A 12,988-nucleotide genomic window follows, 5' to 3' on the forward strand; every position below is an offset into this window, starting at 1 on the left:
GACAGGATGAGCATGCACAACGAACACGACGAGCACGACGGACACGACGGCGAGCACACTGGCGCAGGGATCTGGCTCGACCGCGTCAACGAGGCCTACTACGACCGCCTCGGCGAAGGCATGGGGCGCAAGACGCGCGACCGCATCAACTGGATGTGCGCGCAGTGCGAAGGATCCACTGTCCTCGATGTGGGCTGCAGCCAGGGCATCACCTCGCTGCTGCTGGGCCGCGAAGGCTTCGACGTCCACGGCATCGACATCATGGCCGAGGCGGTGGAGTACGCGAGCCGGGAACTCGCCGTGGAATCGCCCGAGGTGCGGGGCCGTGTCCGTTTCGAGCGGATGGATCTGCTCTCCATGGCGAGCGGCCGCGTCTATGACAACGTGGTGATGGGCGAGGTCGTCGAACATCAGACCTCCGCGCCGCGCTTCCTCAAGGCCGCCCGCAAGCACGTGGCGCCCGGTGGGCGGCTCGTGGTCACGGTGCCGTTCGGGCTGCATCCGTTCCCCGACCACAAGTGCACCGTGTTCCCGCGCGACATCGCGCAGGCGCTGGAGGGGATGCGGTTCGATCACATCGACGTCGTCGATGGCTACATCCGGGTGGTGGCGACGGCGGATGTCGGCTCGACGCAAGGCCAACTTGAGCCCGAACGGCTCCTGCTCACGACCGAGTCGGGCACGCTGGCTGCACAGGAATTGCGCTTCGAGGCGTTGGCCGCGGCCCGCAGAAACGATGCGGCACGGAAGGAACTCGCTGCGAAGCTCGCCAAGGCGCGCGACGAGGCCCGGGCTTCGGCCGCAGAAAGCGCCAAGCTCATGGCCAGGGACCGCCAGGAACTTTCGCAGCTCAAGAGCCAGCTGCTCGCCACCCGCAACGAAGCGCTTTCTGCCTCCGCGGAAATCGAGCGGATCTCGGCGGCGCTGCGCGACGCCGATCGCGATCGGGAACGGGGCGAAGCCGCACGACGCGAAGCGGCCGAGGTCTCGACGCAGCTCCAATCCGCCCTGGCGAAGGCCGAGCGCGATCTGGCCGGTGCGATCGCGGCGAAAGATGCGGCCCTCGAGGCATCTGCCGACCTGGAAGAGAAGCTGGCCGGCATCGAGTCTGAGCTCGTGGAGCTCGACCAGTCGCGACGCCGCTTGCGCGAACTGCGCGGGGAGGTGCGCCGCCTCGAGCGGGAACGCGACGCCCAGCGGCAGCGGCACGAGGTCAAGGTCGAGCGTATGGTCGATTATCGCCGGCGCCTCGAACACCAGCATGCGACGGTCAAGGGCTGGCTCGATGAGGCCAACGCGGAGCTCGACTTCCTGAAGAGTTCGGTGTCGTTCCAGCTCGGCATGACGCTGATGGCCGCCACGCGCTCGGTGCGGGACTTCGTCGCACTGCCGATCCGGCTGGGCCGCCTCGCCGCGAACGGGGTACGCCGCCGGCGCGAGCGGCGCAAGCATCCCGCAGTGTCCGCTTCGGCGGGCGCGAAGGAGGAAGATCCAAGCCTGGCGTTCGCGTCCCCCGCGCCCGCCAAACCCGGTAAGACCCCGCAGCCCAAGGTGGCGGACGTATCCAGCCTTGCGCCGGTGGCGTTGCCCTCCGGGCGCATCAGGGTGCTGCCGCTGCTGGACGCCGAACCGGAGCCCGCCGTCGTCACCGGCGCGTTTCCCTCCAGAGTGTCCGAGCTCAGGGTGGCGGCGATCATGGACGACTTCACTCGCGAGTCGTTCCGCCACTGCTGCACGCTCATGCAGCTCACCCCCGACGGCTGGCGCGAGGAGATGGAGGCGTTCGCTCCCCACATCGTGCTGGTCGAATCGGCCTGGAAGGGCGAAGGCGAACGATGGGCGCGGAAGATCTATCCGCTGTCCGACGAGCTGCGCGATCTGGTGACAGCGGCCCGCGCCGCCGGCATCCCCACTGCATTCTGGAACAAGGAAGATCCGGTCCACTTCAGCGTGTTCCTGCCGACCGCCCGGCTGTTCGACCACGTCTTCACCACCGACATCGATTGCATGAAGGGGTACCGGGCCGAACTGGGGCATGACCGCGTGTCGCTGCTGCCGTTCGCCTGCGAGCCGCGGTCGCACAATCCGGTCGAGACCCATGATCGCGTCGACGGGTTCTGCTTCGCCGGTTCCTACTATGCCAAGTATCCGGAACGCCAGCGGGATTTCGCGTCCATCGTGGACGCACTCGCGGAGCGGACGTCGGTGGACATCTTCGACCGCAATCTCGGGAAGGGAGATGCCTCCCTCGAGTTCCCGGACCGTTACGCCGGCCTGATCCGCGGCAACCTCCCCTACGACCAGATCGATCGCGCGTACAAGGGGTACCGGTACGGCATCAACATCAACACGGTGAAGCAGTCACAGAGCATGTTCGCGCGGCGCGCGTTCGACCTGCTCGCGAGCAATACCGTCACCGTGAGCAACTATTCGCGCGGTCTTCGGCTGATGTTCGGGGACCTGGTGGTCAGTTCCGACAGCGGCAGCCAGGTGATGGAACGCCTGCGGCCCTACCTGCAGGACGAGACCGCCTACCGCAAGTTCCGCCTGCTCGGCCTGCGCAAGGTGCTGAGCGAACATACCTACGAAGACCGGATGGCGTTCGTGGCCTCGCGGGTCGCGGGGCGCGCCATCGACGTGCGCCTGCCCGCGGTCCGGGTGCTGGCCCGGGTGTCGGACGCGCAAGAACTGGACGCCGTGGTCGCCGCGTTCGATCGCCAGCGCTACCGGGATCGCTCTCTGGCGATCATCGCGGCAGAGGGTGTGGGAACCGGACGGGTGGACGGCCGGGCCGACATCCTGGTCGCGTCCCCCGACCGGATGACCGGCCCGATCGACACCCTGGCAGACGGTGCCGACCATGTCGCCGTCTTCTCGCCGGGCGACTACTACGGACCGTCCTACCTGACCGACCTGGCCCTGGCGACGCGGTATTCGGACGCGGACGTCATCGGCAAGCGCGCTCACTACGCCGCGGGCACGACCGGCGGCCCGTCGCTGCTCGAAGCAGGCACGCAATACGCGCGCTGCGACGGCATTCCGCCCGGGCGGAGCATCGTGCGGGTGTCCGCGCTGGCCGGACGCTCCGTCGCCGACGTTCTGGACGGATGCTCTGGAACCCTGTCGGCGCTCGCGATCGACGAGTTCAACTACTGCAGCGGCCACGCCGCGGACGCGTGCCCCGCGGCGGACGACCTGGTCGTCGACCCCGGCATCGCGCTCGACCGTCTGCAGGAAATGGCCGCGGCGTCGGGCGAGCGGGATCAACGGGCGGGCCAAGAACCGGTGCTGATCGGTTACGGCGCCACCCAGCTCGCGTCGTTGTTCCCCGAAGGAGAGTATGCCGCCGGCAAAATCCGGCTGGCGACGGGCGAGAGCGGCATCGAAGTGGCGAGCACGCTCGGCGCGGGCAAGTTCGCGTACGTGTATGCGAACGCGTGCGTGCCTGTCGAGGTCCTTTTCCCGAACGACATCGGTCGATTCAACATGCTTGCGTCGGCCGGGATGCTGGTATCGATCACGTTGATCTTCCTCGACGGCAACCAGCAGCGCATCGGCCATGTGATCCGCGCGTGCAACTCCAACCAGAGCGTGGTCCCGCCCGAGGGAACGCGCCTAGTGATGCTGGGATTCCGGTTCCAGGACGCCGGCCTGGCCACGCTCGACCGGCTCGTGCTCCAGCACATGCCGCCCGACGTCGACGCGATCGCCTCGACAGGGCGCCACCTGCTGGTGTCGCGGAGCTATCCCTCCTACGAACAGCTCTACAGCTACACGTTCGTCCACCGGCGCGTCGCCGGGTACCGTGCCGCCGGGCTGGGGGTCGACGTGTTCCGGTTCAGCGACGCGCCCCTGTCGTACAGCGAGTTCGAGGGCGTCGACGTGGTGGGCGGCAACGTGGGCGATCTGGCGCTCATGCTCGAGTCCAACGGGTACGCATCGATCCTGGTGCACTCGTTCGACGAACAGGTCTGGTCGGCGGTCGAGCCGTGGCTCGGGCGCAGCCGGGTGGTGGTCTGGGTGCACGGCGCCGAGATCCAGCCGTGGTACCGGCGCGATTTCAACAACGCCAACGACGCCGAACGGCGAGCCGCGATCCACCGGAGCGACATGCGCATGGCGCTGTGGCGCCGGGTGCTGGGCGAACTGCCCGACGGACTCCACCTGGTATTCGTGTCCGAGCATCTGGCCAACGAGGCGATGCGCGACCTGGGCATCGTGATCCCGCGCGACCGCTATACCGTGATCCACAACCACGTGGACGGCGAGCTCTTTCCCTACCGCGAAAAGGACGCGCTCCAGCGGCAGCGGATCCTGTCGATCCGGCCCTATAGCAAGCGCACGTACGCCAACGACCTGGCGGTCCGGGCGGTACTCGACCTCGCCCGCGAACCCTGGTTCCAGGACCTGCGTTTCAGCTTCTTCGGCGACGGGCCACTGTTCGACGAGACCCTGGCTCCGCTTCGCGAGGGGTTTCCGAACATCCACATCGAACGCCGGTTCCTCACCCAGCAGGAAATCCGGGAGGCCCATGCGGCGCACGGCGTCTTCCTGGTGCCGAGCCGGATCGACTCGCAGGGCGTTTCCCGGGACGAAGCGATGGCCTCGGGTCTGGTGCCGGTGACCAACCGGGTGTCCGCGATTCCGGAATTCGTCGACGAGCATGCGGGGTTCCTGGCAGACGCGGAGGACTGGCGTGGCCTGGCGGACGCGATCCGCCAGCTGCAGGCGGATCCGGACCGGTATCTGCGGATGTCCCGGCAGGCCGCCGAGCACGTCCGGACCCTGAGTGGCCGCCAGCAGACGCTCGATCGCGAGATCGACCTGATCCTGGGACGGCCCGCGCCTCCCGGCGACGCAGTGCCGGGCACGGCCGCGCCGCGTCGGATCGCGGTCTACGGAGATCTCAACCTCAACCTGCTGGACGGATCTGCGGTCTGGGCGGCCTCGCTGGTGGAGGTGCTGTCGGGCCTCGACGATGTCCAGGTCGATCTGTTCCTGAAGGCGAAGCTGTCGAACACCCGCGTCGTGGCGTCCTTGCTTGGCCTGACCAATGTCCGGCTGATCGAGCCTGGCGCGGTCGGCGACGTTCCCGACTACCGTCCCGAGGAAGCGTTGGCACGGATCGCGGTGGAAGACGAGAAGGCGCCCTATCGGGCGATCGTCCTTCGGGGATTCGCCGTCAACCGCCTCGCAGCACGCACCCCGCAGTTCGAGGGGCGGCTGTGGGCCTATCTCACCGACGTTCCCCAGAACGAGACGGCGCTGGATGAGAGCTGGCGCATTGAACTCGGACGCATCGCAGAGGCGTCGCAGTACCTGCTTTGCCAGACGCAGCCGTTGCAGGACCTGCTGGACCGGTGCGTACCGCAGGCGCAGGGCCGCACGCGACGTCTGCCGCCGATGATCCCGGACCGGCGTCGCGTTGCCAGGGTGGTCCGTGATGGCGGGGATGGAGTGCTGCGGATCGCCTACGCCGGGAAGTTCGCGCCACTTTGGGGCATCCGGGAAATGTTCGAGACATTCGAGCGGCTGCACGCGCAGGGCGTCGCGTCCGAGCTGCACGTGTTCGGCGACAAGATCCACAACCCTCCCGACGATCCGGACTTCAAGCCGGAGACGCTGAACCGTCTGCGCGGTATGCCGGGCGTGGTGTGGCACGGTGGTGTCAGCCGCGCGGAACTGTACGAAGCGCTTTCGGGAATGGACGTGGGTTGGGCCTGGCGTCGGCCGGAGCTGGAACAGGGCACGCTGGAACTGTCCACCAAAGTGCTCGAATACGGCCAGTGCGGGTTGCCATGCGTCATGTTGCCAAGCGGGCCGAACCTGGACGCCTTCGGCGGGAATTACCCGCTCTTCGCCGCGGACGTGCCTGCCCTCGTCGCCGTGCTCGGCGACCTGGCCGCGCGACGCGAACTTCGCGACCAGGCGTCCACGCTGAGCGCACGCGTGGCGCAGGCGCACGGTTTCGACCACATCCGGCGCACCTGGGTGGTACCGCTGCTTGCACACGGGCCGGATGCCCCGCCTCGCGGATGAAGTTCGCGCTGTTCGATGCGATCAACGAAGCGCACGTCTGCACGGCGCTGGCGGACGCGCTCACCGCGCACGGCCACGACGTGCTGGCGACGGGACGACTGACCCACGGCTTCACCGCGGTGTCGGCAGTGGAATCGAAGTCCCGGATCGCGCAGGCCGTGGATCGTGTGATCGCGACGGGGCGCGAGGTGCTCTTCAACTTCCGCGCCGGCGCACTCGACCACGCGCAGCTCGCGCGGCTGCGCGACGCGGGGATCACGACCGTGGTCTGGTTGCCGGACGATCCGGTGCTCTACGCCACGACCTATGCCGACGTCGTCGATGCCTACGACGTGGTGCTGCATTGCGGAGACGCCCGCGTCCTGCGGCTCTACGATGGCCACGGCCACCGGCCCGGCGTGAATTTTCCATTCTGGCTCGATCCCGCCCGTTGGCCGTATACGTGGGACCTCGCGCGCGCGCGCAGGCCGATGGTGTTCATGGGCAACCTGCATGGTCCCGCCAAGGCCGGACGCTACCGGCTGCTGGCCGAGGCCGGAGGCGATGTGCGGGTCTATGGCCGATGCGCCGCGGATCCGGCCGGGATCCATGCGGGCGAGCTGCACGGGGTGGACGCGATGCGCGCGGTCATGCGGAATTTCGTGGCTGGCCTGAACATCGCCCAGCGGTTTGCCGACTACGCCGGCACTGCGTACGATTTCCCCGGTCTGGCCGGCTTGGGCGGCTTCGATCTTCCCAGCCGGGTGCCGCAGTACGCCGCCGTCGGGCTCCCGGTCATCTCGCTGGACAGCGCTCCCAGCGCGCATTTCCGGCATAGCCTGGCCGCTCCGGACGTGGCTGCGGCGCTGCGGATCGCCGAGCGCCTGCGGAGCAGCCCTGACGAGGCGCTTGCGCTGTCGAGGCGGGCCAGGGCGCACGTCGAGGCGCACTTCTCGGCGGCCTCCCGCGCGCGCTACCTGGAGGCGTTGGTCGACGGCCGCATCCGGGTGGCCGACCTGGACCTGTCCGAGCGCGAGTTCGGTTACCAATCTGTCTGACGGGAAATCCCCACGCTATGGAATTCAACCCCAACATCGCCGCCACCCGGAACGCGCTCGCCACGCGCCACTTCGACCATGGCAGCCACTGGCGAATCCTGTTCCTGGGCCGGTCGGTGAACGGCTCCACGGACATCGTGTCGTGCCTTTCGCGTTCGCTGCGCAACCTCGGACACCACGTCCTGGACCTGGACGCCAAACGGCATCGGGGCCTGGTCGACAATCCGACCCGCGCCAAGGGCGGCAACGGGCCCATCTACGTCAACGCCGGGTTCCTCAAGGACGTGCTGGCGCGGTTCCGTCCGCAGATGATCGTCTGCTGTGCCGGCGGCATGGTGTTCAGGCCCGAGGACGCTGCGGCGCTCAAGGCCAGCGGCATCGTGCTCGTCGGCTTGACCCTCAGCGACCCGGACGTGTTCCCCAGCGTGCATCCGCACGTGGGCGAATTCGACTTCCACACCACCAACGCACGCGTCGCGATGGAAATGTATCGCCAGGCAGGCGTGCCCAACACCCTGTACTTCCCCTTCGGCATCGACCGGGGATTCGTCACCCAGGTGGTGCCGCGCGCGCCCGAACTGCAGGCCGACGTGATCTGCATCGGCCACGCCACGGCCCGCCCGGAGCGCAACGGTGTGATGACGCGTGTCGCCCGGGACCTCGACGTGCGCACTTATGGCCGCGGCTGGGAGCTCCCCGGCAGCGAGGTGGTGGAAGGCCGGCGCATGGTCCAGGCCAGCCGCGAGGGCCGGGTGCACGTGAATTTCCCGATGACGCGTGCCGGTTACATCAACATCAAGTGCGGCGTGTTCGAATCGGTCGGCAGCGGCGGACTGGTCGCGACCGGACGCTTCGGCGAGATGGAGGACTTCTTCACGTACGACGAGGAAATCCTGGGGTACCGCGACGAGGACGACCTGGTGGAGCAGGCGCGCGCCGTGCTCGCCGATCCCGAGCGCTACCGGCACATGACCGAACGCGCCTTCGAGCGCCTGATCAACCACCATCTCTACGAACACCGCTGGATATCGCTGTTCACCGAGATGCAGCGAATCGCCGCGGCCGGCGGTTCCTGGCTCGGCGCGCGCCGCGAAGGCGAGATCGCAGGGATCCTGTCCGAATCTTTGCCGCGCGCCAAGCACGTGCTGCTCTCCGGCTTCTATGGCGCGAGCAATGTCGGCGACGAACTCATCCTGCGGTCGATCTCCGAACGGATCCAGTCGGCCGATGCGGCGGCCCAGGTGTGGATCGCGGCGGAGAACCCCGACCAGGTCGAACGGCACCACGGCCTGCAGTCCTTCCCGCGCAAGTCGCTTCCGCAGGCACTGCATGCGGCGCGTACCGCGAGCGGCATCGTGCTGGGCGGCGGCGGACTTTGGCACGACTACACGTTCGAACGTTCCGGCGGGCTGCTGGGACTGTTCGACAATCCGCAGATCTCGATCGCGGGCTTCGGTGCGTTGCCCTTAATGGCGCGGATGTTCGACGCGCCGTTCCACGTCGTCGGCCTCGGCATCGGGCCGCTCGACGACCCCGATGCGCGGCGCATGGCGGGTTTCATCGGCAGCCACGCCGAATCGGTCATGGTGCGCGACGAGGAATCGCTGAGGCTGGCGCGCGCCATACTCCCGGGCCACGACGGCGTGCACCAGGCGCCCGATGTGGTCTACGCCCTGGAACTCGACCGGCCCGCCGCCCCCGACGAGATCAGCGCCTTCCGGGCGGAGGGGTACCGGGTGGTCGGGCTGAACCTCCGGCCGTGGGCCCATACCGACGAGGATGCGCTGGTGGCTGAGGTGTCGGGGGCACTGCTCGCGCAGGCCGCGCGCGAACGCATCGCCGTGGTCGGCATCCCGATGCAGGCCGGCGACCGGCTCGACTCGGCCGTGCTCGCGCGCGTCGCCCGCGCCATCGAAGCGTCGGTGCCGTGCTTCGTGATGAAGGCGCCGCTGACCACCGACGCCCTGGTCGCGGCGCTGTCGTCGGTCGATGCACTGGTCTCGATGAGGCTGCACGCCTGCCTGCTGGCCCATCGCCTCGGAACGCCTGTGGCCGGGATCGCCTACGATCCCAAGGTCGCCAACCATTTCGCTGAACTCGGCCGTTCAATGCACTGTCACGAACTGCCCCTTCCCGCCGGATGGCTGGCTGGAGCCCTCGCAGGCGTGATGCAGGAGCGTGACGGGCTGCCCGCGCCTGCGACCGCGACCATCGCTTCGCTGGAAGCCGAGGCCGCCGCCGCGCTCGACGAGGTGGCGGCAAAGCTGGCCGCGGCGCCCGCGCGCCAGGTGGTGTTCGAGGTGCCGCGCATGATGCCGGCCCAGAATCCGGCGAACGCGGCCGTTAGCGCCGCCGCCGCGCCGGCGGCACGCGTGGCGCCAGGCGCCGACGCGCTTCGATTCATCGAGGCCCGCAAGGTGACGTGTGGCTCGATCGTCGACGACGCCGTACCAGCGGCTGCCGCGGTCACGTCCCTGGCGGTCTCGATCCCCACGCCGACCCCGACACGCGGGGACGGGATGGAGGTCGAGGGATACCTGGACGTGCCGATCACAGGTGACGTCGATGTCGCGTTGAGCCTGGAGTCGGGCTATTCGAACCCCAAGGCCGTCGGCCGGGTACGTTGGACACTGGAGATCGGCGAACGCTGGCGCCTGCGCGAGGATCTCGCCCTGAGCAGCGATCCGGTGCGGCTGCACGTGTTCTGCAAGGGGCCGACGCGCATCCCGGTCAGGCTGGGCGTCTACGTCGAACGCACCTGCTTCGCGTCGACGGCATGGCCCCGAGTGAGCCAGGTGAAGCTGCTCGCGGGACCGGGCGTCTCCGCTGGCCACGGGTGCGAGCTGTCGGTCGTGGCCAGCCGCGGGGTCCCGACGCAGGTGGCCAACTCCAGCGCCGCAGCGATCGCCGCGACGGCCGGCGATCGGACAGCCTGACAGGAGCGGGGCGCCCACAATGGCCGAACATGCACCTATCGTCGTGCAGATCGACGGGACCGCCGACGCATCCACGCTGCGACGGCTCGCGCACTTGCTTGCACGCGAAGGGCTGTGGCGCGCAGCCGGGGATGTGTTCGCGGGCGTACTCCGCCTGGCGCCAACCGACTGGCGGTCGCACCTGCGCCGTTACGATGCATACGCCGAAGCGGGCGACAGCGACGGATGTCGTCGGGCGCTCGACGCCTTCGTGGCGTCCGCGCTGGCGTCCCGGACCTCCCCGACCCCGTTGCTTCGGCTCCTGGACGGCACCGGCCATGCGGTCCATGCGCGGAGCCTGCTCGAGGCGTCCGCGCACGCTGATCCCGGGAACTGGCGCCTTGGGCTGCAGAGCCTCGAGCGGGCGGCATCCCCCGGGGACGTCCGCGTCGCGCTGCAACGCCTGTTCGCCGTCGAAGGGCCGCTGCGTAGCGTCCAGCACCGCGCGATCCTAGACCAACTCGCCGAGCGCCGGCTGGTGGGGAAGCTGGACGAGGCGCTGCACGCGATCGCGTCGATCCGGGCCGGCGACTGGAGGTTGCGCTGGCACGGCGTCTGCGTGCTCCACGCGCTCGGCGATCCCGCCGCCGCGTGCCCGCACATGGAAGCGCTGGCCGGGGACGCTGCGCTGTCGACGCCGGTCAGGCGCGCCCTGCTGCAACAGGTCTCCGGGCATGGCGCAACTGCCCTGTTGGCCGCCGCACTGGAGGGCTACGACCGCATCGACCGTGCCGGACTGCTGGCCCTGCTTGGGCACGGCGGCGACGCTCACCAGCTGGACCGGACCCAGGCGGCAGTGATGCAGGTCCAGGACGACGCGGCCCGGGAGGCGATGTCGCTCGCGCTGGCCAGGGCGATGGAGGTGTCGGGCGAGGCCGGCATGGCCGACGCCTTGATCTCGTCCACCCGTGCCGGGCGCAATCCCGGACACGCACCCGATTCGCCGTCGCCGACCGCGAGCACGCTGATGTTCCGCAACTTGCCGCTGCTGCGCCAGTTGCTCGCGTTGATCGAGGCCATCGTCGCCACGAAGGGCCACGCGCGCATCCACGTTGGCGCGTGCAGCACCGGCGAGGAGGTCTATTCCCTGGCACTGCTGCTGCAGCAGCGCGGCCTGCTGGACTCGTGCAGGCTCAGGGCGTCGGACGTGGATCCCGCCTTGCTCGCGCGTGCGCGCACCGGGGTACTCGAGCTCCAGGCCGTCCACGCCATCCCCGACGACATCGGGCCGTTGGACCTCGAGCCACGACCCGACGGGAGGTCCGAACTCGGACCGGAAACACGGGCCGCGATCGAGTTCGCGATCGAGGACCTCTGTGAAACCGGGCCCGGGCCGCGCTTCGACCTCATGGTCGCCAACAATGTGCTCGTGCACCTGCCCCAGGCGATGCGCGAGACCATGATCGAGCGCCTGGCCGACCGGCTCGACGGGGACGGACTGCTGTGCATCGGCGGCGTGCGTCATGACGAAATGGGCCCATTGATCGAGCGCCTTGGGCTGGTCGCGGTCGAGGAGGGCAGCGACGAGGCGTTCGATGCGTGGACCATCCAGCACAGCGCCTGGTATGTCAGTCCGCGGCCATACTGGGCCCTGCCCCCGGCGCGCTATACCCTCGGCGAACGCTGGAAGCATGCATCGCTGTTCGCGCGCTCGCTGGACCGCGCGCGCTGGGCGGCGGACGTCCTGCAGGCGCGTCATCCCTAAACGGCCCCGCAACGCCCGCGTGCCCACGGCCTCGCGCCCCCGCGGGCCCGATGCCGCGATCACGTGCCGACGGCTACAATCCACGCCCCGCCCCGCCGCCGGGCCCTCAACGGAGTGCACATGTACAACTCTAAGGTGATCGTCCTGCTGGCCGCGGCCCTTGCGCTGGCTGCCTGCCGACAGGACCCGCCGCCGGCGGATGCGCAGGCGCCGACAGCGGATGTGGCAGAGCCGGCTTCGCCGCCCGACGCGGCACCCGTGGCGGAGACGGCGGCCAAGCCGGCGGCAGGGGCGCTCAAATCTGCGCTGCCCGAGGGTTTCGAGCTCCCCTTCGGTTTCCATCGACTCTACGACAACACTGGTCGCACGGAGAAGGGCGGGCCGCAACGCCGCATCCTGGTCGAATACCTGGACGTGGAGGCGGATGCCGTGCGTGCGTCCCTGACCCAGGCCCTCCAGGCCAAGGGGTTCGATGCGCCGGTCGCCTCCGACGTCGGCGGTGAGTCCCAGCTCACGTTCGCGCGCGCCGACGGCGCGAGCGTCATCGCGAAGATCACCGTGGGGCGTGACAAGCCCAGGGCGGAGAATGCGAAGGGAACGTTGCACCTGGTTTGGAACGCAGACTGAGCATGGAACTGATGAAGAAGACGATGCTGGCGCTGGCGTTGCCGCTCGTGCTGGCAGCGTGCGGTCCGCAACCCCCGACAGCCGCACCGGAGGCGGCAGCGGATGATGCGGGCGGGCGCTCCACAGGCGACACCTTCTCCCGCCAGCGACTCGACCAGGCCCTGCCTGGCGGCTTCGAGATTCCGTTCGACTACCATCTGCGTTCGGATCGCGTGGTCGACGGAGAAGGGCCCGAGCGCCGCATCCAGGTCGACGTGTTCGGCGCGGATGCCGACGGCGCGCTGGACGCAATCACGCGCAACTTCCGCGACCAGGGGTTCCGGCCGTCCCGGCCGCGCAACCGCATCGAGGGAGGCCAGCGCGTGGTATACCGCCACGAAGACGGCCGCTACGCCACGGCCAGCGCGTGGACGCCGGAACAGAAGAAGACCGCGTCTCCGCGCGCGGAGGCGGTGGCCTACATCGCTTGGCGGCTCGAAGCCGCTGCGGCGCAAGCACAGGACGGCGACGGGGAAGGCGCGCCGCCGCAGTGATGGTGCAGTCCACCGCCGGGCGGCGCGTGGCGACGCGACGTGGGGCGACCACTGGGCGCGCCGCTTCAGCGG

The 12,988-nt window shown here is 69.2% G+C and carries 6 protein-coding genes; all 6 read left to right on the forward strand.

The window, feature by feature from the left end; genetic code table 11:
- The first annotated feature begins 6 nt into the window (after positions 1-6).
- Entirely contained in the window at positions 7-6,039 is a 6,033-nt protein-coding gene (locus QFW80_RS14980) for a glycosyltransferase (RefSeq protein ID WP_280602778.1), read from the forward strand.
- On the forward strand, positions 6,036-7,076 hold the full coding sequence (locus QFW80_RS14985) for a glycosyltransferase family protein (protein ID WP_280602779.1): 1,041 nt from the start codon (positions 6,036-6,038) through the stop codon (positions 7,074-7,076). Before QFW80_RS14980 ends, QFW80_RS14985 begins: the two co-directional genes overlap by 4 nt.
- Before the next feature lie 17 nt (positions 7,077-7,093).
- Positions 7,094-10,012: a polysaccharide pyruvyl transferase family protein gene (locus tag QFW80_RS14990; protein WP_280602780.1), complete on the forward strand. Its 2,919-nt coding sequence runs from the start codon at positions 7,094-7,096 to the stop codon at positions 10,010-10,012.
- A gap of 19 nt (positions 10,013-10,031) precedes the next feature.
- Positions 10,032-11,756, forward strand: a complete 1,725-nt coding sequence (locus QFW80_RS14995; RefSeq protein ID WP_280602781.1) for a CheR family methyltransferase — start codon at positions 10,032-10,034, stop codon at positions 11,754-11,756.
- 135 nt (positions 11,757-11,891) lie between these two features.
- Positions 11,892-12,383: a hypothetical protein gene (locus QFW80_RS15000; RefSeq protein ID WP_280602782.1), complete on the forward strand. Its 492-nt coding sequence runs from the start codon at positions 11,892-11,894 to the stop codon at positions 12,381-12,383.
- 23 nt (positions 12,384-12,406) lie between these two features.
- Positions 12,407-12,916, forward strand: coding sequence for a hypothetical protein (locus QFW80_RS15005; RefSeq protein ID WP_280602783.1), 510 nt, complete (start codon positions 12,407-12,409; stop codon positions 12,914-12,916).
- The last annotated feature ends 72 nt before the right edge of the window (positions 12,917-12,988 follow it).

It is taken from the genome of Luteimonas rhizosphaericola, assembly GCF_029888045.1.
GTDB classification, from domain to species: Bacteria; Pseudomonadota; Gammaproteobacteria; order Xanthomonadales; family Xanthomonadaceae; genus Luteimonas; species Luteimonas rhizosphaericola.

Coding starts and splice junctions, on each gene's coding strand:
- QFW80_RS14990 (WP_280602780.1), top strand. CDS start 7,094: ATGGAATTCAACCCCAACATCGCCGCCACCCGGAACGCGCTCGCCACG.
- QFW80_RS15005 (WP_280602783.1), top strand. CDS start 12,407: ATGCTGGCGCTGGCGTTGCCGCTCGTGCTGGCAGCGTGCGGTCCGCAA.
- QFW80_RS14995 (WP_280602781.1), top strand. CDS start 10,032: ATGGCCGAACATGCACCTATCGTCGTGCAGATCGACGGGACCGCCGAC.
- QFW80_RS14985 (WP_280602779.1), top strand. CDS start 6,036: ATGAAGTTCGCGCTGTTCGATGCGATCAACGAAGCGCACGTCTGCACG.
- QFW80_RS14980 (WP_280602778.1), top strand. CDS start 7: ATGAGCATGCACAACGAACACGACGAGCACGACGGACACGACGGCGAG.